This is a genomic window from Caulobacter segnis, assembly GCF_019931575.1.
Lineage (GTDB): Bacteria > Pseudomonadota > Alphaproteobacteria > Caulobacterales > Caulobacteraceae > Caulobacter > Caulobacter segnis_C.
This window is the reverse complement of record NZ_CP082923.1, coordinates 534,414-553,011: the sequence shown is the minus strand read 5'-3', so window position 1 is coordinate 553,011 and position 18,598 is coordinate 534,414. Positions and strand designations below refer to the sequence as shown.

The 18,598-nt window shown below is 69.1% G+C and carries 22 protein-coding genes; 16 read left to right on the top strand and 6 right to left on the bottom strand.

From position 1 onward, the window contains the following. Positions 1-66 precede the first annotated feature (66 nt). From K8940_RS02565 to K8940_RS02530, 8 genes are all read left to right on the top strand, one after another. Complete coding sequence (locus K8940_RS02565) at positions 67-1,005, top strand: ribose-phosphate pyrophosphokinase (RefSeq protein ID WP_223392986.1); 939 nt, start codon at positions 67-69, stop codon at positions 1,003-1,005. A 197-nt stretch (positions 1,006-1,202) separates the two neighbouring features. Then, positions 1,203-2,288 carry a hypothetical protein gene (locus K8940_RS02560; RefSeq protein WP_223392985.1) on the top strand — a complete coding sequence of 362 codons (1,086 nt, stop codon included), beginning with the start codon at positions 1,203-1,205 and terminating at the stop codon, positions 2,286-2,288. Positions 2,289-2,444: 156 nt separating this feature from the next. Beyond that, the gene (locus K8940_RS02555) at positions 2,445-3,044 is read left to right on the top strand and encodes a 50S ribosomal protein L25/general stress protein Ctc (RefSeq protein ID WP_223392984.1); all 600 of its coding nucleotides are present in this window, start codon (positions 2,445-2,447) and stop codon (positions 3,042-3,044) included. Between the two features lie 90 nt (positions 3,045-3,134). Beyond that, entirely contained in the window at positions 3,135-3,755 is a 621-nt protein-coding gene (gene pth, locus K8940_RS02550) for an aminoacyl-tRNA hydrolase (RefSeq protein ID WP_223392983.1), read from the top strand. 51 nt (positions 3,756-3,806) lie between these two features. Further along, a complete protein-coding gene (locus K8940_RS02545; RefSeq protein WP_223392982.1) occupies positions 3,807-4,556 on the top strand; it encodes a hypothetical protein in 750 nt (249 codons plus the stop codon). Between the two features lie 56 nt (positions 4,557-4,612). Beyond that, positions 4,613-5,218, top strand: a complete 606-nt coding sequence (locus tag K8940_RS02540; RefSeq protein ID WP_223392981.1) for a DUF2975 domain-containing protein — start codon at positions 4,613-4,615, stop codon at positions 5,216-5,218. Then, entirely contained in the window at positions 5,218-5,463 is a 246-nt protein-coding gene (locus K8940_RS02535) for a helix-turn-helix domain-containing protein (protein WP_411675574.1), read from the top strand. The genes K8940_RS02540 and K8940_RS02535 overlap by 1 nt, the downstream gene beginning before the upstream one ends. 25 nt (positions 5,464-5,488) lie before the next feature. Next, positions 5,489-6,349, top strand: a complete 861-nt coding sequence (locus tag K8940_RS02530) for an alpha/beta fold hydrolase (protein WP_223392980.1) — start codon at positions 5,489-5,491, stop codon at positions 6,347-6,349. On the opposite strand, the gene K8940_RS02525 is transcribed toward K8940_RS02530, so the two are convergent. Beyond that, positions 6,346-7,176 carry a pirin family protein gene (locus K8940_RS02525; protein ID WP_223392979.1) on the bottom strand — a complete coding sequence of 277 codons (831 nt, stop codon included), beginning with the start codon at positions 7,174-7,176 and terminating at the stop codon, positions 6,346-6,348. The genes K8940_RS02530 and K8940_RS02525 overlap by 4 nt on opposite strands. Positions 7,177-7,326: 150 nt before the next feature. Between K8940_RS02525 and K8940_RS02520 the strand changes: the two genes are divergently transcribed. The 4 genes from K8940_RS02520 (at position 7,327) to K8940_RS02505 (ending at position 10,268) form a co-directional block, all read left to right on the top strand. Continuing rightward, entirely contained in the window at positions 7,327-7,659 is a 333-nt protein-coding gene (locus tag K8940_RS02520) for a hypothetical protein (RefSeq protein WP_223392978.1), read from the top strand. Positions 7,660-7,742: 83 nt separating this feature from the next. Then, positions 7,743-8,843 (top strand): redox-regulated ATPase YchF, encoded by a 1,101-nt coding sequence (gene ychF, locus K8940_RS02515; protein WP_223392977.1) that lies wholly within the window; start codon positions 7,743-7,745, stop codon positions 8,841-8,843. A 64-nt stretch (positions 8,844-8,907) separates the two neighbouring features. Continuing rightward, positions 8,908-9,588 carry a dienelactone hydrolase family protein gene (locus K8940_RS02510; RefSeq protein ID WP_223392976.1) on the top strand — a complete coding sequence of 227 codons (681 nt, stop codon included), beginning with the start codon at positions 8,908-8,910 and terminating at the stop codon, positions 9,586-9,588. Beyond that, positions 9,588-10,268: a dienelactone hydrolase family protein gene (locus K8940_RS02505; protein ID WP_223392975.1), complete on the top strand. Its 681-nt coding sequence runs from the start codon at positions 9,588-9,590 to the stop codon at positions 10,266-10,268. The genes K8940_RS02510 and K8940_RS02505 overlap by 1 nt, the downstream gene beginning before the upstream one ends. A 4-nt stretch (positions 10,269-10,272) precedes the next feature. Here the strand turns inward: K8940_RS02505 and K8940_RS02500 are convergent, their stop codons facing one another. Together K8940_RS02500 and K8940_RS02495 are read right to left on the bottom strand one after the other, a co-directional pair. Then, the gene (locus tag K8940_RS02500; protein WP_223392974.1) at positions 10,273-10,845 is read right to left on the bottom strand and encodes a DUF1579 domain-containing protein; all 573 of its coding nucleotides are present in this window, start codon (positions 10,843-10,845) and stop codon (positions 10,273-10,275) included. Next, entirely contained in the window at positions 10,842-11,546 is a 705-nt protein-coding gene (locus tag K8940_RS02495) for a TMEM175 family protein (RefSeq protein ID WP_223392973.1), read from the bottom strand. The genes K8940_RS02500 and K8940_RS02495 overlap by 4 nt, the downstream gene beginning before the upstream one ends. 95 nt (positions 11,547-11,641) lie before the next feature. Between K8940_RS02495 and K8940_RS02490 the strand changes: the two genes are divergently transcribed. Continuing rightward, on the top strand, positions 11,642-12,424 hold the full coding sequence (locus tag K8940_RS02490) for a hypothetical protein (protein WP_223392972.1): 783 nt from the start codon (positions 11,642-11,644) through the stop codon (positions 12,422-12,424). Between the two features lie 176 nt (positions 12,425-12,600). Further along, positions 12,601-13,071 carry a GNAT family N-acetyltransferase gene (locus K8940_RS02485; RefSeq protein WP_223392971.1) on the top strand — a complete coding sequence of 157 codons (471 nt, stop codon included), beginning with the start codon at positions 12,601-12,603 and terminating at the stop codon, positions 13,069-13,071. A gap of 64 nt (positions 13,072-13,135) precedes the next feature. On the opposite strand, the gene K8940_RS02480 is transcribed toward K8940_RS02485, so the two are convergent. The 3 genes from K8940_RS02480 to petA are packed head-to-tail and all read right to left on the bottom strand — an operon-like array spanning position 13,136 to position 15,839. Next, the gene (locus K8940_RS02480) at positions 13,136-13,990 is read right to left on the bottom strand and encodes a cytochrome c1 (RefSeq protein WP_223392970.1); all 855 of its coding nucleotides are present in this window, start codon (positions 13,988-13,990) and stop codon (positions 13,136-13,138) included. 5 nt (positions 13,991-13,995) lie between these two features. After that, on the bottom strand, positions 13,996-15,282 hold the full coding sequence (locus tag K8940_RS02475) for a cytochrome b (RefSeq protein ID WP_223392969.1): 1,287 nt from the start codon (positions 15,280-15,282) through the stop codon (positions 13,996-13,998). Between the two features lie 5 nt (positions 15,283-15,287). After that, positions 15,288-15,839 (bottom strand): ubiquinol-cytochrome c reductase iron-sulfur subunit, encoded by a 552-nt coding sequence (gene petA / locus K8940_RS02470; protein ID WP_223392968.1) that lies wholly within the window; start codon positions 15,837-15,839, stop codon positions 15,288-15,290. A 201-nt stretch (positions 15,840-16,040) separates the two neighbouring features. Here petA and K8940_RS02465 point away from each other — a divergent pair, with 201 nt between their 5' ends. Further along, positions 16,041-16,505, top strand: a complete 465-nt coding sequence (locus K8940_RS02465) for a tRNA (cytidine(34)-2'-O)-methyltransferase (protein ID WP_223392967.1) — start codon at positions 16,041-16,043, stop codon at positions 16,503-16,505. A 60-nt stretch (positions 16,506-16,565) separates the two neighbouring features. Next, a complete protein-coding gene (locus K8940_RS02460; protein ID WP_223392966.1) occupies positions 16,566-18,593 on the top strand; it encodes a protein arginine N-methyltransferase in 2,028 nt (675 codons plus the stop codon). Positions 18,594-18,598 lie beyond the last annotated feature (5 nt).

Below are 18,598 nucleotides of genomic sequence, written 5' to 3'. Positions count from 1 at the left end.
CTTGTGCCCGGGGCGATCGCTGCTAGAAGGCCCGGCAACGGCCGACCCCCACTCCGAGATATCCCCATGAAGCTGCTGTCCGGCAACTCCAACCGCCCGCTGTCCCAGGCGATCGCGGAATATCTCGACATGCCGCTGACCCGCGCCCAGGTGCGCCGGTTCGCCGACCTCGAGGTGTTCGTCACCATCGACGAGAACGTGCGGGGCGAGGACGTCTTCGTCATCCAGTCGACCAGCTACCCGGCCAACGACAACCTGATGGAGCTGCTGATCTGCATCGACGCCCTGAAGCGCGCGTCGGGCAAGCGGATCACCGCCGTGCTCCCCTACTTCGGCTACGCCCGCCAGGACCGCAAGACCGGCGGCCGCACCCCGATCTCGGCCAAGCTGGTCGCCAACCTGATCACCCGCTCGGGCGCCGACCGGGTCCTGACGATGGACCTGCACGCCGGCCAGATCCAAGGCTTCTTCGACATTCCGACCGACAACCTGCTGCCCTCGCGCCTGATGGCCGAGGACGTGCGCAAGCACTATCCGATGGGCGACGACCTGATGGTCGTGTCGCCGGACGTCGGCGGCGTGGTGCGCGCGCGCGCCCTGGCCAAGCGCCTGAACGACGCGGACCTGGCCATCGTCGACAAGCGCCGCTCGGGCCCGGGCCAGTCGGAAGTCATGAACATCATCGGCGACGTCAAGGATCGCCGCTGCATCCTGTTCGACGACATCGCCGACTCGGCCGGCACCCTGTGCAACGCCGCCCAGGCCCTGATGAGCCACGGCGCCAAGTCGGTCAGCGCCTACATCACCCACGGCGTGCTGTCGGGCGCGGCGGTCGACCGCGTCGCCAATTCGGTCCTGACCGAACTGGTGGTCACCGACTCGATCGAGGCCTCGGACCAGGCCATGGCCTGCCCCAAGATCCGCTACGTCTCGTGCGCCCCGCTGATCGGCGAGGCCATCCGCCGGATCGCCAACGAAGAGTCGGTCTCGAAGCTGTTCGACTGACCTTCAGGGCCGTCATCGGCCGCGCCGTTCCTGGTTAATCGGCCGTCCCCGAAAAACACCTAACGCCACGGCGCCGCTTGTAAAAGTCTGGTTAACGGGACGACAGTCACAATGTCGCCGACCCGGGCTGCTACGTGCGCCGCCCAGGGCCTTCCGGGCCCATGACTGAGCCGAGACTGATGGGGAAGTTTTCGAAAATGCGTTCCTTTTCGCGTACGCGGGTCGTCCTGGCGACGACCGCCGTTGCGCTGGCCGCGCTGGTCGCGGCCTGTAGCTCCCCGCCGCCCGCCGCGCCGCCGCCCGTCGTCCAGGCCCCGCCGCCGACCCCGCCGATCACCCTGTCGGCCAGCCTGGTCGAGCGCGCCAGCGCCTTCCGCGGCTGGATGACGCGCGCCGGCCAGGTGTCGCCATCGTTCCAGAACGGCGAGCAGATCCAGGCCTCGCTGAAGGTCGGCGCGGCCTACGAGGCCAAGTCGTTCATGAACGGCGCGGTCGCCTACGCCGCCGTCCTGGCCCTGCAGGATCCCACCTTCGTCGCCTCGGTGCGCGAGGTCGCGGCCAATCCGGCCCAGCGCCAGGAGATGATCGCCAACATCTTCTCCAACCCGTCCTACGCCGCCGTGTTCAAGGGCAGCGACAGCGCCGCGGGCCTGATCATCGACCAGATCGGCGGCGACGGCCTGAAGGTCTACATGGCCGGCAAGGCCGTGAAGCAGGCCGCCTACGACGTCCAGAAGTCGTCGTGGTCCAAGGCCTCCGTGCTCGACCGCGACGGCCGCCTGGCCTCGGCCAAGACCCTGTCGGCCACCCCGGCCCTGGCCGAGAGCGCCGACGTGGCCGTGCTGCAGCAGGCCTCGACCGGCCTCCAACCGCTGGGCCTGACCCCGCGCGCGGCCACCGCTCCCTACCAGCCGATCGTCATCCGCGGCCTGGCCGTGGCCGCTCTGGCGGCCCTGGGCGCGGCCGGCGACAACAACCTGCCCTCGATCGACGCCCTCAGCGGCGACTGGGCCACGGCCAACTGCCTGAACATGGCCAAGCTGAACCTCTACCAGTGTCTGGCCGTGTCCAAGCCGCACTACGAGGACATCTTCTGCCTCGGCCAGCACATCCTGATCGACACCGGGGCCTGCGTGGCCAAGGGCGCCGGCGCCAGCCTGCCGCCCGAGCCGCCGCGCGCAATGCCGGTCAAGGAATCGATCGCCGTGAAGGGCGCCGGCGCGAACTCGGCCAAGGCGAAGGCCAAGGCCGCCGCCGCGCGCAAGGCCGTCAAGAAGAGCTGATTTCCCGCGAAATCGCTGCGAAGGGGCCGGGCGTTGCGTCGCCCGGCCCTTTTGTGTATGTAGCGCGACCCCAAAACGACGCTGGCGAGCGTGGCGATACAGCCATAGGCGCTGGGTCACAGCGGAGAGCATCCGGCTCTCTAGAAAGACAAGACCATGGCCGAGATCATTCTGAACGTTGAAGTCCGCGACGGCGCCGGCACCGGCAACGCGCGCGCTGTCCGCCGCGAAGGCAAGGTCCCGGGCGTCCTGTACGGCGGCGGCAAGGCTCCGGTGAACATCGCCGTGAAGGCCAACGAATTCCGCAAGTCGCTGTACACCGGCAAGCTGCTGGGCCACCTGGTCACCCTGCAGCACGGCGACGAGAAGCAATCGGTCATCGCCAAGGCCGTCCAGTTCCACCCCGTCACCGACGAGCCGGTCCACTTCGACCTGTACCGCGTCGACGAGCACCAGCTGATCAAGATCGAAGTGCCGGTGCACTTCAAGAACCACGACATCTCGGTCGGCCTGAAGAAGGGCGGCACGCTGGAAGTCATCCGTCACACCGTCGAGCTGGCCTGCCCGGCCGACAAGATCCCGGAAGAGCTGGTCATCGACCTGGCCGCCCACGACCTGGGCGACGTCATCCGCATCTCGGAAGTGAAGCTGCCGGCCGGCGTGAAGCCCGCCCAGGACCGCGACTTCGTGATCGCCAACGTCAAGGCCTCGTCGGCCGCCCAGTCGGACGCCGGCGACACCACGACCGAAGCCTAATCGTCTGTCGGTCCTTTGACCGAACCGATCTAAGAGACGGGCGGACCTTCGGGTCCGCCCGTTTTCGTTTGAACGCCACGAGACGCCGCCATGCTGATCCTCGCCGGCCTGGGCAATCCCGAGCCCAAGTACGAGAAGAACCGCCACAACGTCGGCTTCATGGCCGTCGACGCCATCGCGCGGAAGTGGGGCACGGCCCCGTGGCGCGCCCGCTTCCAGGGCCTGGCCTGCGAGGGGCAGGTCGGAACGGCCGACGGGCCGGTCAAGCTGCTGCTGCTCAAGCCCAAGACCTATTACAACGAGAGCGGCCGCGCCGTGGGCGAGGCCATGAAGTTCTTCAAACTCAAGCCCGCCGACGTCATCGTCTTCCACGACGAGATCGACATGGCGCCGGGCCGTTTCCGCATAAAGTCGGGCGGCGGGGCGGCGGGCAACAACGGCATCCGCTCGGTGACCAGCCAGGTCGGCGACGCCTTCCGCCGGGGCCGCATCGGCGTGGGTCATCCGGGCCACAAGGACGCGGTCATGCATTACGTGCTGGGCGACTTCCACAAGGTCGAGCACCAGTGGCTGGACCCGATGCTGGACGCCCTGGCCGACGCCCTGCCCTTCGCCGCCGTCGGCGACGACGAGCGCTATCAGGCCGAGGTCATGCGCCTGGCCCCCGCGCCGAAGGCCGATCCGCGCAAGCCCGCCAAATCCGACGATTGACGGCCGCGCGCGCTCGCGAGAAAGACCGAGCGTAGAGTCCCGGGGATCCTGATGTTCTCGCTTCCGTTGCCGCTGCTCGGCCTGTCGTTCCTGATCGCCATCGCCCTGTGCGTGCACGTGGTGCGCACGGGTCAGCAGATGTACTGGCTGTGGATCATCCTGGCCCTGCAGCCCATTGGCGGCATCGTCTATTTCGTGGCCATCATCGCGCCGACCTGGTTCGGCGGCCGCACGGCCCAGAAGATGGGCCAGGCGGCCCGCAAGGCCCTGGATCCGCAGCGCGAGTACCGCGAGGCCGCCCAGGCCGTCGACGACGCCCCCACCGTGGCCAACCGCGTCCGCCTGGCCGTGGCCGCCACCGAGCTGGGCAGGCACGCCGAGGCCGAGAAGCTCTACGCCGACAGCCTGACGGGCATGTACGCCGACGACGCCCAGCTGCTGCTGGGGCGCGCCAACGCCCTGATCGAGCTGAACCGCCCGGCCGAGGCCCTGCCGCTGCTGGAGAAGCTGGGCGAGCAGCCCAACGCCGGCCGCACGCCCCACACCATGCTGGCCCTGGGCCGCGTCTACCACGCCCTGGGCCGCGAGACCCAGGCCGACACCGCCCTCAGCTGGGCCGCCGACAACTATCCGGGCTTCGAGGGCATCGCCCGCTACGCCGTCTTCCTGGCCCGCACCGGCCGCAAGGACGAGGCCCGCGAGAAGCTGGCCGAGATCGACAGACGCCTCGCCAAGACCCACGCCCACTTCCGCAAGGAGGCCAAGGCCTGGCGCGACTTCGCCGCGGCGACGGCGAGCTGATCATATCGTTTGACAGAAACTTTTTTCTGTAAGACCGTGACGTCAGGAGGGACGTCATGGCTGCTGTCCTGCATCTGAAGCCGCTCTACCGCGCGCCCGCCACGCCGCCGCCGGAAAGCCCCGCCCAGCGCCGCGTGCGCCTGGGCAGTCGCGCCGCCGTCTGGCTGTTCACCGGCCTCTTCGCGCTGGCGGCGCTGATCCTGCTGACGGCCATAGCGACCATGCTGTTCTACAAGGGCGAACTGGTCAGGATCGGGCCCGACAACTGCTACATCGGCGAAGCGCCGGCCAATACGGTGGCGTTCGGTTCTCTGCCCCTGGTCCACCGTCTGGTCTATGTCGGGGTCGGGATCGCGCGGGCCACGCCCATCCTGATGATGTTCTGGAGCCTGCGCGACCTGTTCGGCGGCTATGCCCGCGGCGAGGTGTTCTCGCGCGACGCGGCGCGGCGCTTCGGCCGGGTTGGCGGGTGGCTGTGCGCCTATGCCGTCTCGCCGTTCCTGTGTCACCTGTTCCTGGCCGCCACCGGCTACGAGATCGACAAGAACTGGGCCCACATGGCCAGTCTGCAGGCCTTCATCCTGGGACTGCTGGTCCTGGTGATCGGCCAGGTCATGCAGGTGGGCCGCGAGATCGAAGAGGACCGGGAGGCCTTCGTCTGATGATCGTCCTGCGCCTCGACGTGATGCTGGCCCGCCGCAAGGTCCGCTCCAACACCTTGGCCCGCGCCATCGGCATCACCGACGCCAACCTGTCCCTGCTCAAGTCGGGCAAGGTGAAGGGCATGAAGTTCGAGACCCTGGAAGCCATCTGCGACTTCCTGGACTGCCAGCCGGGCGACATCCTGGAGTACCAGCCCGAGCAGCCGCCCGACATCGAGACCGAGACCGTCAAACGCGCCGGCTGACGGCGCCCTTTTCCGGAGACACGCCATGAGACTTTCGACGCCCGTCCGGGCGATCGCGGCCGGCTGCCTGCTGTTCTGGGCCGGCCTCGCCCAGGCCCAGGAGCCCTCGACAACCTTCGCCGAGGCCGAGGGCGGCAGGATCGCCTACGAGGCCTGCGGGTCCGGGGACCGGGCCATCGTGCTGCTGCACGACGGCATCCTGCACGGCGCGGCCTATGACGACGTCTGGCCGCTGCTATGCCAGCGCTTCCGGGTCGTGAGATATGACCGGCGCGGCTACGGCGCCACGCCCGCCGCGACCACGCCGTTCGCCTCGGTCGACGACCTGGCGGCGGTGATGAAGGCGGCCGGGGTCGCGCGCGCCACCCTTGTCGGCTCCTCGGCCGGCGGCGGCATCGCCGTCGACTTCGCCCTGGCCCATCCCGAGGCCGTCGACGGCCTGGTCCTGGCGGGGCCCTGGGTCAGCGGCTTCAAGCCCTCTGCCGGCTTCATCGCCCGCTCCCTGAAGCTGGTCGCCCTGATCAAGCTGGGCGATCTGGAGGGCGCCGCGAAGGACCCTTACATCCTGACCAAGTCGGCCGACGTCCAGCGCGCCCGAGTGGTGGCGCTGCTGAAGGCCAATCCGCAGAACCTGAGCGGCGCCGGCCGCAAGCTGGAACGCGCCGGGCCCGACGCCAAGGACCACCTGTCGGTAATCCGCGCACCGACCCTGGTGCTGGTCGGCGAGGTCGACATCAAGGACGTCTTCGACCAGGCCAAGGCGGTCACGGCGGCCGTGCCGGGCGCAAAGCTCGAGACCGTCCCGGCGACCGGCCACTTCATGTATCTTGAGAAACCGGACGTCTTCGCCGAGCGGGTGACGGCGTTCGTGGAGGCCGAGCCCTAGAACCGTCCCGACCGGAAGTCCTCGAACGCCTGCACGATCTCCTCGCGCGAGGTCATCACGAACGGGCCGTGCCAGAAGACCGGCTCGCCGATCGGGCGGCCGGCCAGCAGCAGGACGCGGGCGTCGGTGACGGCCTCGACGCGGACGGTGTCGCCAGATCCCAAGAACACGCCCGACAACGCCTCGACCGTGTCGTGGGCGACGCGGACCTGGCCTTCATAGACCGCCAGCATGGCGTTGCGGTCGTCGCCGACCGGCTCCTCGAACACGGTCCCGGCCGGCAGCACGACGTCGAAATAGAGGGCGTCCACGGCTCCGCCGCCGATCGGGCCCGCGGTCCCCGCGTCCGTCGCGCCGGAGATCACCTTCACCGAAAGGCCGCCGTCGCGGGCCTCGACCGGGATGCTGTCGGCCTCAAACTCCTGGTAGCCCGGCGCGCTCATCTTCAGCTTGGCGGGCAGGTTCACCCAGAGCTGGAAGCCGCGCATGCGCCCCTCCGACTGCTCGGGCATCTCGGAGTGGACGATGCCCTTGCCGGCCCGCATCCACTGGATCCCGCCCGGCCCGATCACGCCTTCGCGGCCGGTGTTGTCACGGTGACGCATCCGGCCTTCCAGCATGTAGGTCACGGTCTCGAAGCCGCGATGCGGGTGGTCGGGAAAGCCGCCCATGTAGTCGGACGCCTGGTCGTTGTCGAAGCAGTCCAGCATCAGGAACGGATCGAACATCTGGGCTTCCGGCGTGCCCAGCATCCGGGTCAGGCGCACGCCGTCGCCGTCCGAGGCGGGCAGGCCCTTCACGATCTTCAGGACGGGTCGAACGCTCATGGGGAGCTCCTTTCGGCGATCGATATCGGATGCTGTTGCAGTTCGCGCAAGGGCGCGTGAAAAATCGGTAACGCCCGGAAGTTGCGAAGGCGCTTTACATATATCGATAGCGGTAACAGTCTTCCCCGCAACGACATCGGGAAGATCGCCATGCTCCGCCGCCCCGCCCTGATCGCGCTCGCGACCGCCGGCCTGCTCGCCGCCTGCACGGCCAGCGAGACCCGCACCCCAGCTCGTATCGTCATGAGCGGGCCGACCGAGCGGGTCGTGGCCCAGGCCGTCGACGCGACCAACGCCATGCATGGCCAGCTGAACCTCAAGCCCGGCGCCGCCAAGGGCACGACCGAAGCGACCCTGACCTTGCCGGTCCGCACCTCGGGCGGCGAGGCGTTCGCGGCGATGGCGCGCTGCATCGACGCCAAGCTCAGCTGCGCCTTCCATGGCGAGGCGGTGTCTCGGCAGGTACGCGGCTCGCTGGGCTGATCCGCCCTCTCGTGAAACGGGGCGCGGTCGCCTTTCGCGGCCATCCGTGCTAAGCGCGCGCCAACGAAATTCACGAGAGTTCCATGGCCCTTAAAGTCGCCATCGTCGGCCTGCCCAACGTCGGCAAGTCCACCCTGTTCAACGCCCTGACCCAGACGGCGTCGGCCCAGGCCGCCAACTATCCGTTCTGCACGATCGAGCCGAACACCGGCGAGGTCGCGGTGCCCGAGCCGCGCCTGGACGCCCTGGCCAAGATCGCCGGCTCCAAGGAGATCATCCCGGCCCGGATCACCTTCGTCGACATCGCCGGCCTGGTGCGCGGCGCGTCGAAGGGCGAGGGCCTGGGCAACCAGTTCCTGGCCAATATCCGCGACTGCGACGCCGTGGCCTTCGTGGCGCGCTGCTTCGAGGACGGCGACATCGTCCACGTCGAAGGCCGCATCGACCCGATCAGCGATCTCGAGATCATCGAGATGGAGCTGATGCTGGCCGACCTGGAAAGCCTGGAAAAGCGCGTTCCCGCCCTGGAAAAGCGCGCTAAGGTCGGCGCCGACAAGGAAAGCGCCAACACCCTGCGCCTGGCCAACATCGCCCTGGCCCTGCTGCGCGAGGGCCGCCCGGCCCGCGCCGCCAAGATCGACGCCGACGACGAGAAGGCGTGGCACATGCTGCAACTGCTGACCTCGCTGCCGGCGCTGTATGTCTGCAACGTCGATGAGGGCAGCGCCGACAAGGGCAACAAGTACAGCGACCTGGTGGCGGAACGGGCCGCCAAGGACAATGCCAAGAGCGTCGTCATCTCGGCCCAGATCGAGAGCGAGATCGCCCTGCTGGACGCCGAGGAGCGCGCCGAGTTCCTGGAAACCCTGGGCCTGGAAGAGCCCGGCCTGAACCGCCTGATCCGCGAAGCCTACAAGCTCCTGGACCTGCAGACCTATTTCACGGTCGGCCCCAAGGAAGCCCGCGCCTGGACGATCCATGTCGGCGACACCGGCCCGCAGGCGGCCGGCGTCATCCACACCGACTTCGAGAAGGGCTACATCCGCGCCGAGACCATCGCCTTCGACGACTTCGTCAAGCTGGGCGGCGAGGCCGGGGCCAAGGAAGCCGGCAAGATGCGGGCCGAAGGCAAGGAGTACGTCGTCAAGGACGGCGACGTGATGCACTTCCGCTTCAACGTCTAAACGTTCAAAAGATCAGCGGCCGGAGCGGAAACGCCCCGGCCGTTTCTCATTGGGGAGTACGCCCGTGGCCGAGACCATCACCCTGACCGCCGCCCATGACGGCTTCGCCTTCACCGCCCTGCACGCCCAGCCGGAAGGCGCCCGCAAGGGCGGGGTGATCGTGATCCAGGAGATCTTCGGCCTGGACAAGTACGTCCACGAGGACGTCGCCCGCTGGGCGGCGCGCGGCTTCGAGGTTCTGGCCCCGTCGATGTTCGATCGCGGCGAGAAGGGCTTCACCGCCCTGCACGACGAGGCCGGCTTCGCGCGCGGCAAGGAACTGGCGCTGGCCAACGGTCCCGACAACGCCATGGGCGACATCCAGGCCTGCATCGATGTCCTGAAGGACCGGGGGCCGGTGTTCATCGTCGGCTACTGCTACGGCGGCACCATGGCGTGGCTGGCCGCCTCGCGGCTGGAAGGCCTGTCGGCGGCGTCCAGCTATTACGGCGGCCAAGTCGCCGGCATGGCCAAGTTCGCCCTCAAGGCCCCCGTGATCGTCCACCTGGGCGCCAAGGACCCCCACATCCCCGCCGAGGAGGTCAAGGCCGCGATCTGGGCCGCGCACCCCGAGGTGCCGATCCACGTCTACGAAGCCAGCGGTCACGGCTTCAACAATGACGGCCGCCCCGATTCCGACCTCGCCGACGCCGAGCTGGCCCGCCAGCGCACGGTCGACTTCTTCGCCGAGCACGGCGCCGCCTGATGGGCCAGCGGATCGCCCTAGCCTGCCGCGAGGACGGCGCGCCGTTCGCCGCCTACCACGCCCCGCCCCAGGAAGCCCGGCGCGGCGGCGTCGTCATGCTGCACGCCATCTGGGGCATGACCCCGCACATCCGGGCGCTGTCCGACAGCCTAGCCGAGCAGGGCTACGAGGTGATCGCCCCCAGCCTGATGGACGCGGCCGACGCCGATTTCCCGGTCGAGGACACCACGCCCTCGATCCTCGAGGCGCGCATGGCCATGGGCGAGGCGACCGGCTGGGGCGTCTCCACCCTGCCCCGCGTCCAGGCCGCGATCGACGCCCTGGACGGGCCGGTGTTCGCCATGGGCTTCTGCTACGGCGGCACCACGGCCTGGCTGGCGGCGTGCCGCTGCGAAGGGCTTCAGGCCGTGTCGGCCTTCTATGGCGGCGACATCGCGGCCTATCGCGACGAGACGCCCAAGGTCCCGACCATCCTGCATTTCGGCAAGACCGACAGCCTGATCCCGCTGGCCGACGTCGAGGCGATCCGCGACAAGCATCCGGACCTGCCGATCTATCTCTATGACGCCGGCCACGCGTTCGTCGCGCCCAGCGGCCATCACCCCGACAGCGCCCGCCTGGCCCTGCTGCGCACCCTGCAGCTGTTCCAGCGCTCGGGCGGGAGCAAGGGCGAGGCCTGAGCCCTCACTTCGGCGGGACCGCCCCCGCCGTCGGCCAGGCGCTGTCACCGACGCGTTTGAGGTTCATCTCGAAGAACTGCGCCGGCGGGCGCCCCTCCATGATCCGCTCGCCGATCTCGCGCAGGGCGCCGTCCTTGATCACGGCCGTGTAGCGGATGGTCATCGGCCCCGCCGGGATCTCCCACACATAGCCGTCGCCCGTGGGGTTCAGCTTGAAGTCGCCGGCCCGGCCCATGGCGTAGGAGCGCATCGAATAGACGCCGGTGTCGGGCTCGTAAGAGATGATCCCCAGGGCGTTGAAACCGGTCGAGCCGTCGGGATTGTAGCCGCGCCCCTCGACCACCTTCACCGAGCCGGCCAGCAGCGGGCCGATGCGCTCGGTCTGGGTGACCTCGTGGCGGCCGGTCGGGGTGATCGTCCAGGCGGGACCACGCCAGACGCCGTCCATCATCGCCAGCTTCTTCATCGCCTCGGCCTGGGCCGCGATGCGCGGGCCGGGATCGGGCGGCGTCTGGGCGTGGGCGACGCCGGCCGACAGGGCCAGGACGACGGCGGCGAGGGACAGCGCGCGGTTCATGACGGGGCTCCTTTGCGGACGGCCTTGCGAGCGAACAGGCGGCCGACCGGGCCGCGCAGGGCGATGGCCAGGGGGATCAGCCAGTAGGCGAAGCCGGGCAGCCAGGGGGTCCGCGCCATCGGCCCGAAGGTCAGGGCGGCCGAGACCAGGCCCGCGACGGCCGAGATCGTCCAAATCTGACAGTTGGCGCGGACATTCACCCGGTCGGCGGGGTCCACGCCCAGCCGCTCGGAATAGCGCGCGGCGCGCAGATAGAGCACCGCGAACAGGCCCGCCAGCACCGCGAAGCCGATCCCGTAGATCCGGAAGAGGTCGTTCAGGTCGCCCAGGGTGCGGATCATCTCGGTTCCCGACAGCCAGCCGCGCGAGATCCAGACGAAGCCGGACTCGACCAGCATCCGCAACGGGAAGACATAGACCAGCACCGTGAAGACGATGGCCAGGGCGTTGAGGGTCGAGAGGGTGTCGCGGCGGGGGACCAGCCGGCCGAACTCCCGATAGGCCAGCCAGAACATGGCGATCAGGGCGAAGGCCCCCAGCGAGGCCGGGATGCGCCCCAGAGCGTTCCACAGAGCGTCGATACTGGCCGTCGGCTCGGCGCTGGCGATGATCAGCAGGGTCACCGCGAAGGCGAAGGCCGCGTCGACGAAGGCATCCAGCCGCCTACCCGCTTCCCGATCCGGATCGCCGCCCTCGGCCATGCTCGCCGCCTCCCCGCGGAGCGCAGGATGAACGACGTTCGCCGAGGTTGTCGAGACCATCGCGTGGCGGGCGCGGCTGAGCTAGGCTCTCGCCCATGCGTCGCCGCGTTCCCGTCCTGGCCTTGTCGTTCTGCACGCTCCTCGCCGGCGCGGCGCGTGCGGGCGAGACCGCGTGCTGGTTCGAGAACGGCGCCGTCGTCGCCCCGGCAGTGATCGGCGACATGGCCGGCGACTATGTCATCGACCTGTCGGCCCCGCGCACCCTGCTGCACGAGACCAAGGCCCAGATGGCCGGCTTCCTCGAGCCCGAAAGGGTCCTGCGGGTCGAGGTCGCGGGCCTGAAGGCGGCGGCGGTCCTGGTCGGGATCGCCGATCTGGACGCCCGGGGCGCGGGCTTCGTCACCCCGATCGCCGGGGTCATCGGCATGGACGTGCTGGCCGGCCACAGCGTCGAGATCGACTTCGCCGCCTGCCGCGTGCGCATCGACCAGCCCTGGCGCCCGCGCCGGCAGGTCGTTTTCCCGGTCGAGGTGGTCGAGGGCCTGCCGACCATCGTCGCGGGCGTCAGCGACGGCCCCACGGCCGTGCGCGGGGCCTTCGCCATCGACACCGCCTCCCTGGCCATGACGCGCCTGTCGACGCGCGGCGCGACGACGGTGGGGCGACCGGACGCCGGCAAGGTCGACACGGCGGCGCGCAACAGGGCCCCTGCCCGGCTGCGGGCCCTGTCGATCGGCGGCGTCCTGGCCGAGAACGTGCCCGCCAGCCTGGCCGACGACCTGCCCGAGGGCGTGACCGGGACGCTGGGCACCGCCCTCTGGGCCCGCCATCGCCTGCGTCTGGCCGCCGACGCCCGCACCCTGGCGGTCGCACCGTGAGCTTGCGGCGGTTCGCGCCAGACCTTATGGCTGGACGCTCGGACGCAGGAGAGCGCCTTTGATCGTCGTCGCCCCATCGTACAGCCGCCGTCGCGGCGACGCGCGCCTGCCTGGCTGACGTCCGCCGCTCGGTCATTCGCGCCCTGGAGGGCGCATCAAGACACCGAGACCAAGACATGCTTATCGAAGCCAAGACCCAAGACTTCGCCGCCCTGCTGCGCGGCGAGGCCCCCGCCCCCTATCGCCTGTGCGACAGCCCCCTGGCCCCGTCGGAGGTGCTCGCCATGCTGACCGAGCTGGCCGACCGCATCCGGCCGCTCTTCAGCCCCGCCGCCTGGATGATCGTCGAGGACGGCGAGATCGTCGGCCTGATCTCGCCCACCCAGCCCCTGGACGCCGCCGATCGATCCCTGCGTATCGGCTATGGCGTCGCGCCCACCCGGCAGGGTCGAGGAGTCGCCACCCGCGCGGTCGCCGATCTGGCCGCCTGGGCGCGGATGGACGCGCGCGTGCGCGCCCTGACCGCCGAGACCTCGGTCGACAACCCGGCCTCCCAGACGGTGCTGGCCCGCAACGGCTTTTCGGCCGTCGGCGAGCGCGTCGACAGCGAGGACGGCCCGCTGATCCTGTGGCGGCTGGAGCTGTAGCCGCAAAAGAAGAAGGGCCCGGTGTTTCCACCGGGCCCTTCGAACTTCAGCACTACCGCGTCGCTCAGTGCGACTCGTTGCGCCACACGGTCTTGTAGCTGGCGTACAGCAGACCCGAGAGCAGCAGCAGGTAGATCAGGACGGCGAAGCCGGTCTGCTTGCGCTCTTCCAGCTTGGGTTCGGCGGCCCACATCAGGAAGGCCGAGACGTCCTTGGCTTCCTGCTCGAGGGTCGCCTTGGTGCCGTCGTCGAACGTCACCAGGTCAGCCTTAAGCGGCGGGGCCATGGCGATGAAGCCGCCCGGCGGGACATGCTCCTTGGAGCCATGCCAGGCCGAGGTCAGGTCGCCCGGGAAATACGGGTTGTAGTGACCGCCGGTCGGGACCGTCAGGCCCTTGGGCGGGTCCACGTAGCCGGTCACCACCGAGTAGATGTGGTTTGGACCTTCTTCGCGGGCCTTGGCCAGCAGCGACATGTCCGGCGGCAGGGCGCCGCCGTTCGAGGCGCGGGCCGCGGCTTCGTTGGCGAAGGGCGACGGGAAGTGGTCGGCGCTGGTGGCCGGGCGCTTGATGGCGTCGCCGGTCTCACTGTCGATGTCGGCGACCTCGTAGTCCTTGGCGATCGCCTTGACCCACGGGTTGTCGTTCGAGTTCGGGTACTTCTCGTTGTAGAACGGGCCGCCCTTGTCGCCGAGGTTCCGGAACGACACCAGCTTCAGCGAGTGGCACGCCGAGCAGACCTCGCGATAGACCTTGAAGCCGCGTTGCAGCTGGGCCTGGTCGAACTTGCCGAACGGGCCGTCGAACGACCACTGCACTTCCTTGGCCGGCAGGGCCCCGCCATTGGCGAGGGCCGGGCCAGCGGCGCCGACGACCAGGAGACCCGCCGCCGCCGCGATAACCGAGAGTTTGCGGAGCATCGGGATCAACCCTTCTTGGCGTCGGCCGACAGGGCCGGCGAGGCGATCGAGTCCGGCACGGGCAGGGTCTTCTCGACCAGACCCAGGACCGGCAGCACGACCAGGAAGAAAGCGAAGTAGTAGAGGGCGGCGACGCGCGACAGCCACACGAAGCTGTTCAGGTCCGAACCCGCCAGCTGGAACGTGGTCAGGTGCGGGATCACCGGATCGTCGGGCAGCTTGGCGCCGCAGACGCCCAGGATGCAGGAGGCCACCAGGAAGAACACGAAGTAGATCTTCGCGGTCGGGCGGTAGCGCATCGAGCGCACCTTCGAGGTGTCCAGCCACGGCAGGGCGAACAGGCAGGCGATGGCGCCGAACATGGCCAGCACGCCCATCAGCTTGTCCGGCACGGCGCGCAGGATCGCGTAGAACGGCAGGAAGTACCATTCCGGAACGATGTGCGACGGCGTCACCAGCGGGTTGGCCTCGATGTAGTTGTCGGCGTGGCCCAGGGCGTTCGGCATGTAGAAGACGAAGAACGCGAAGAGGATCAGGAAGACGCTCATCGCGAAGCCGTCCTTCACCGTCGCGTACGGCGTGAAGGGGACGGTGTCGACCTTCGACTTGGGGTCGACGCCGGTCGGGTTGTTCTGGCCGACCACGTGCAGGGCCCAGATGTGCAGGATCACGACGCCCGCGATCATGAAGGGCAGCAGGTAGTGCAGCGAGAAGAAGCGGTTCAGAGTCGGGTTGTCGACCGCGAAGCCGCCCCACAGCCAGGTGGTGATGCTCTCGCCGACCAGCGGCAGGGCGCCGAACAGGTTGGTGATCACGACGGCGCCGTGGAACGACATCTGGCCCCAGGGCAGGACGTAGCCCATGAAGGCGGTCGCCATCATCAGCAGGTAGATCACGCAGCCCAGCAGCCAAAGCACCTCGCGGGGCGCCTTGTACGAGCCGTAGTACAGGCCGCGCAGCATGTGGATGTAGACGGCGATGAAGAACATCGACGCGCCGTTGGCGTGCATGTAGCGGATCAGCCAGCCGTAGTTCACGTCGCGCATGATGTGCTCGACGCTGGCGAAGGCGCCCTGCGCGCTCGGATTGTAGTGCATCACCAGGATGATGCCGGTGATCAACTGCGAGGCCAGGCACAGCGACAGGATGCCGCCGAAGGTCCACCAGTAGTTCAGGTTACGCGGCGTGGGGTAGTCGACGAACGAGTCATAGCCCAGGCGCACGATCGGCAGACGGGCGTCGAGCCAGCGCTCGATACCGGTCTTGGGTTGATAGGTCGAATGTCCGCTCATCTCGCTTAGCCGATCTTGACCTTGGTGTCGGTGAGGAAGGCGTATTCCGGAACCACCAGGTTCAGGGGCGCGGGGCCCTTACGGATACGTCCCGAGGTGTCGTAGACCGAGCCGTGGCACGGGCAGAACCAGCCGCCGTACTCGCCGCCGCCGAAGGTCGGCACGCAGCCCAGGTGGGTGCAGTTGCCGCCGACGATCAGCCAGTTGGCCTTGCCGGGCTTCACGCGCGAGGCGTCCGTCGCCGGATCCTTCATCTGCGCGCTGTCGTCGGCCACGGCCTTGGCGATTTCCGCCTTGGTCCGGTTGCGCACGAACAGCGGCTTGCCGCGCCACTTGATCGTGACCTGCTGGCCTTCGGCGACCTTGGTCAGGTCGAACTCGGTCGAGGCCAGGGCCCGCGTGTCGGCGGACGGGTTCATCTGGTCGATGAACGGCCACACCAGCGTCGCGGCGCCGCCGGCGGCGGCCGCGATCGCGGCGATGTGAATGAAGTCGCGCCGGGAGGGATCGCTCCCGTGTTCCGGCTCGGTCGTTGCGCCCACGGCGGTGTCGGCCACCTAGTCACCCCTTTATTCCGCCAGCCGCGGAAGCGGCGGGCTTGGAGAAGCGCCTTTCGACGCCATATCTTGCTCGACCCGCAAGCGGATCTCCGCCACAAGGCAGCGGTCGGATCGTCCTATCGGACGCGCGGACCGAGTCCGCAAGTCCTTTCGATTCGCGGCAAAGCCCCTGCTAGCCTTGTGGTTGGTTCGCTTATTATGCGCATCGCACTTTTTCAACCGGGTATTCCCCAGAACGTCGGGGCCGCGATCCGCCTTTCGGCGTGTTTCGACGTCGGGCTGGACGTCATCGAGCCGTGCAGTTTTCCCTTGGACGACAAAAGCTTGAAGCGCGCGGCCCTGGACTATGGCCCCCTGGCCCGGCTGAAGCGCCACGACGGCTGGGAGGCTTTCCTTAAGGCGCCGGAACGCGCCGAGGGGCGGTTGCTGCTGTTCACGACCAAGGGCGCGACGCCTTTCCACCGTTTTTCGTTCGCCCCCGGAGATACGCTGCTGTTCGGCAACGAAAGCCGCGGCGCGCCCGAGGAGGTCCACGCGGCCGCCCAGGGCCGGATCGTGATCCCAATCATGCCGGAAACGCGCTCGATGAACCTGGCCACCACCGCCGCCATGGCCCTGGGCGAGGCCCTGCGGCAGACAGGCGGATTTCCGGACCGGTTTTGAGTTCGCCCCAGCAAATGGAGGGATGCTGGCGCGACGGCCCATCTCCCTTAAAATCAACTCATGATCGATTCTGAGCGCGCCGGCGTGGATGCGGCCTACCTTCGGTCGAGGCTGGATTGGGTCCAGCTGGCGCCGTTCCAGATCGAGGCAGTCCTCGATCCGGTCCATGTCGAGTGCCTGATGCAGGCTTCGCGCGACTTCCGCTTCCAGCGCTATCAGCGGATGGGCGACATCGCCGCCGCCACCCGCCGGGTCTTCGGAACCGACAAGGACCAGGGGCTGACCCTGTCGAACCTCGGCCTGTCCGCGGCCCTGCTGGGCGACGTGCCGGCGGCCTTCGCGGCGCTGAAGGAAGCCCGCGACCGCTGGCCCGACATCGCCGAGCACCACTACAACTGCGGCGTCATGGTTCTGCGGTTCAGCCGCGACCTGGAGGCCGCCGAGAACTGCTTCCTGGGCGGGCTGATCCGTGACGCCCGGCACGGCGCCTCGTGGCTGGCCGTCGCCATCGTCCGGCTGGAGCGCGGCGACTACGCCGGCTGCGTGGAGGCCGCCCGCGAGGCGATCGCGCGGGACGCCTCGCCGGGCGGCGAGGCCGAGCTGTGCCTGGCCGCCGCGCTCGAACGGCTGGGCCGTCCCGTCGAATGGCCCGACCTCGCCCCGGACGCGCGCCTCGCCACGCCGGAGGCGTTCGACATCGTGGCGCGGAAGGCCGAGCGGACGGTGCTCAGCATCGCCCTGGGCGACCGCGAGGCCGAGGCGGCGCTGCGGCTGGCCGCGTCGCTGGAAGCCGTGGCGCCCGACTGGAATGTCCACCTGCACCTGTGCAACGTCTCGTCGGCCGTGGCCGAGGCCGCCCGGACCTGGGCGGACGCCCGCCCCCAGCGCGCTGGCGTTTCGACCGAGACGCTGCTGACCGATCCGATCGCCAGCCTGGCCGAGCGCTTCGGCGTGATCCGGCTGCGGACCCTGGCGGCGTTCGCCGGCGCGGTGGGCGGGGACGTAGTGCTGGCCCACCCGCGCGCGGTGTTCGCGGGCGATCCCTCGACGCTGCTGCCCGAGGCCGAGCAGGGCGTGTCCCTCGTGGTCGGCGACGGCCTGCTGTGGAACCAGATCGGCCAGGACCTGATCGGCGTGCGACAGGGCGAGGCGGCCAGCGCCTTCCTCGGCGACATCCGCCTGGCGGCCCTGCCCTCGCTCTGGCGCCAGGCGCCGATGGCCGCCGGCGTCAGCCTGTGGCGCGCCCGGGCCGCGCATTCGGGGGTGCGGGCGCTGGACGCGGCCGACCTGGCCGTCGCGCCCTTCGAGGCCGAACCCCCGCCGCCGGAGGCGCCGCCGCCCCGGGTGATGTTCAACGAGACCCTTTCCTCTCGCTTCGGCCCCATGCTGCTGAACAGCAATGACCTCTATGTCTCGGCCGGGATCCGCGAGAACGGCGCCTGGTCGCCCGAGGAGACCGACCTGCTGGGGCAGCTGATCGCGCCGGGCCAGACGGTGCTGGACGTCGGCGCCAACATGGGCTCGCACACCCTGGCCTTCTGCAACTTCGTCGGCCCGACCGGCCGGGTCCACGCCTTCGAGCCGCAGCGGATCATGTTCCAGGCCATGGTCGCCACCGTGGCGATGAACAGCTGGACCAACGCCCACTGCCACATGAAGCTGGTCGGAGCCGAGAAGGGCGGCATGCGGCTGCCGGGCGTCAGCTACGAGACGCCCAGCAACTTCGGCATGATGACCCTGGCGCCCGACCGCGAGCGCGCCCAGACCCTGACCTATCTGGACGAGGAAGCCGGCGAGGAGGTCGAGATGATCACCCTCGACAGCCTGAAGCTGCCCGCCTGCCACCTGATCAAGATCGACGTCGAGGGCATGGAGATCGACGTCCTGCGCGGCGCGATCGAGACGATCAAGGCGCACCGCCCGCTGATCTACATGGAATGCCAGAACGACGAGCGCGGCCGGTCTTCCCTGAACCTGCTGAAGTCGCTGGACTACGACACCTGGTGGCACGGCGACCATGGCTCGCCCAACGTCCTGGGCTCACCGGTCGAGCGCAAGCTGTCGGTGATGGGGCTGCGGATCGCCTAGGATCG

Bases quoted from the DNA above. Each gene is read 5' to 3' on its own strand.
- K8940_RS02565 (WP_223392986.1), top strand. From the start codon at position 67: ATGAAGCTGCTGTCCGGCAACTCCAACCGCCCGCTGTCCCAGGCGATC.
- K8940_RS02560 (WP_223392985.1), top strand. From the start codon at position 1,203: ATGCGTTCCTTTTCGCGTACGCGGGTCGTCCTGGCGACGACCGCCGTT.
- K8940_RS02555 (WP_223392984.1), top strand. From the start codon at position 2,445: ATGGCCGAGATCATTCTGAACGTTGAAGTCCGCGACGGCGCCGGCACC.
- pth (WP_223392983.1), top strand. From the start codon at position 3,135: ATGCTGATCCTCGCCGGCCTGGGCAATCCCGAGCCCAAGTACGAGAAG.
- K8940_RS02545 (WP_223392982.1), top strand. From the start codon at position 3,807: ATGTTCTCGCTTCCGTTGCCGCTGCTCGGCCTGTCGTTCCTGATCGCC.
- K8940_RS02540 (WP_223392981.1), top strand. From the start codon at position 4,613: ATGGCTGCTGTCCTGCATCTGAAGCCGCTCTACCGCGCGCCCGCCACG.
- K8940_RS02535 (WP_411675574.1), top strand. From the start codon at position 5,218: ATGATCGTCCTGCGCCTCGACGTGATGCTGGCCCGCCGCAAGGTCCGC.
- K8940_RS02530 (WP_223392980.1), top strand. From the start codon at position 5,489: ATGAGACTTTCGACGCCCGTCCGGGCGATCGCGGCCGGCTGCCTGCTG.
- K8940_RS02525 (WP_223392979.1), bottom strand. From the start codon at position 7,176: ATGAGCGTTCGACCCGTCCTGAAGATCGTGAAGGGCCTGCCCGCCTCG.
- K8940_RS02520 (WP_223392978.1), top strand. From the start codon at position 7,327: ATGCTCCGCCGCCCCGCCCTGATCGCGCTCGCGACCGCCGGCCTGCTC.
- ychF (WP_223392977.1), top strand. From the start codon at position 7,743: ATGGCCCTTAAAGTCGCCATCGTCGGCCTGCCCAACGTCGGCAAGTCC.
- K8940_RS02505 (WP_223392975.1), top strand. From the start codon at position 9,588: ATGGGCCAGCGGATCGCCCTAGCCTGCCGCGAGGACGGCGCGCCGTTC.
- K8940_RS02500 (WP_223392974.1), bottom strand. From the start codon at position 10,845: ATGAACCGCGCGCTGTCCCTCGCCGCCGTCGTCCTGGCCCTGTCGGCC.
- K8940_RS02495 (WP_223392973.1), bottom strand. From the start codon at position 11,546: ATGGCCGAGGGCGGCGATCCGGATCGGGAAGCGGGTAGGCGGCTGGAT.
- K8940_RS02490 (WP_223392972.1), top strand. From the start codon at position 11,642: ATGCGTCGCCGCGTTCCCGTCCTGGCCTTGTCGTTCTGCACGCTCCTC.
- K8940_RS02485 (WP_223392971.1), top strand. From the start codon at position 12,601: ATGCTTATCGAAGCCAAGACCCAAGACTTCGCCGCCCTGCTGCGCGGC.
- K8940_RS02480 (WP_223392970.1), bottom strand. From the start codon at position 13,990: ATGCTCCGCAAACTCTCGGTTATCGCGGCGGCGGCGGGTCTCCTGGTC.
- K8940_RS02475 (WP_223392969.1), bottom strand. From the start codon at position 15,282: ATGAGCGGACATTCGACCTATCAACCCAAGACCGGTATCGAGCGCTGG.
- K8940_RS02465 (WP_223392967.1), top strand. From the start codon at position 16,041: ATGCGCATCGCACTTTTTCAACCGGGTATTCCCCAGAACGTCGGGGCC.
- K8940_RS02460 (WP_223392966.1), top strand. From the start codon at position 16,566: ATGATCGATTCTGAGCGCGCCGGCGTGGATGCGGCCTACCTTCGGTCG.